General features: G+C 33.9%; 1 protein-coding gene and 1 pseudogene. Both read left to right on the top strand.

The annotated features are described in order from the left end of the window. A pseudogene (locus CCO88_RS08715) lies at nt 1-192 on the top strand (ABC transporter substrate-binding protein); the annotation flags it as partial. After that, nucleotides 192-1138: ABC transporter substrate-binding protein (locus CCO88_RS08720; RefSeq protein WP_002820719.1), on the top strand; the 947-nt coding region annotated here is incomplete at its 3' end. The pseudogene CCO88_RS08715 and the gene CCO88_RS08720, both read left to right, overlap by 1 nt.

Consider the following 1138-nt stretch of genomic DNA (forward strand, 5'->3'; position numbering starts at 1 on the left):
ATGAATGCTTGCCAAAATACACTTACTAGCGAGTGTATCAATGAAAAAATCCATCAAACAAGCAATTATGAAGGTGTGGGTGGAATTATTAGCATTGATGCAAGCGGTAATGCAATTCGTCCTGTTGTTATAAAAGAAATACAAGATGGCAAGCAAGTTTATAAAACTTTAATCAATCCTAAGGAAAAGTAATGAAAAAGAAAATAATTTTAGCAGCAGCTTTGGCTTTAAGTTTACAAGCAAAAGAAGTAAATTTAGGAGTTGTTTTACCTTTAAGTGGGGCAACGGCAGCTTATGGACAAAGTGCTTTAGAGGGTATAAAATTAGCTAATGAAATGCAAAGTACTTTAGCTAACGGAGATAAAATCAATCTTGTTGTTTTGGATACTAAGGGAGATAAGATCGAATCCGCAAGTGCTGCTACCCGCCTTGTAAATCAAGATAAGGTATTAGGACTTATCGGTGAAATGGTTACTGCAAATACTTTACAAGTAATGCGCATAGCTGAAGAAAATAAAGTTCCTCTTATCGCTCCTGCTGCAACAGGAGATAAGCTTTTAGAAAACAAATTATATTCAAGTAGAGTTTGCTTTATGGATAGTTTTCAAGGCTCATCTTTGGCAAAATACGCTTTTGAAAAACTAAACTACAAAAAAGCTGTGATTGTGGTTGATCAAAGTACGGATTATTCTTTAGGACTTGCTAAGGCTTTTGAAAAAGAATTTAAGGCTAAGGGTGGTGAAATTTTAAAAACTCTTAGAGTAAATTCAGGCGATAAAGATTTTAAAGCTATTGCAACTCAAATTAAAATTTTAAATCCTGATTTTATTTTCCTTCCGCTTTATTATAGTGAAGCTTCTTTGTTTGTTAGACAAGCAAAGCTCATAGGTTTAAATATCCCAATGGGTTCAGCTGATGGGGTTGCAGATGCTACTTTTATTAAATTAGCAGGCAATGCAAGCGAAGGATATATTTTTACAGATAGCTTTGATGCAAACAATCCTACAACCCAGCTAAGTAAAGATTTTATAGCTAAATACGCAAAGGAAAATCAAAGTAAAGAGGTTCCAAATTTTACAGCTATGGGAGCGGATGCTTATTTTGTAATGTTTAATGCTATGAATGCTTGCCAAAATAC

The organism is Campylobacter coli LMG 9860, assembly GCF_000254135.1.
GTDB classification, from domain to species: domain Bacteria; phylum Campylobacterota; class Campylobacteria; order Campylobacterales; family Campylobacteraceae; genus Campylobacter_D; species Campylobacter_D coli.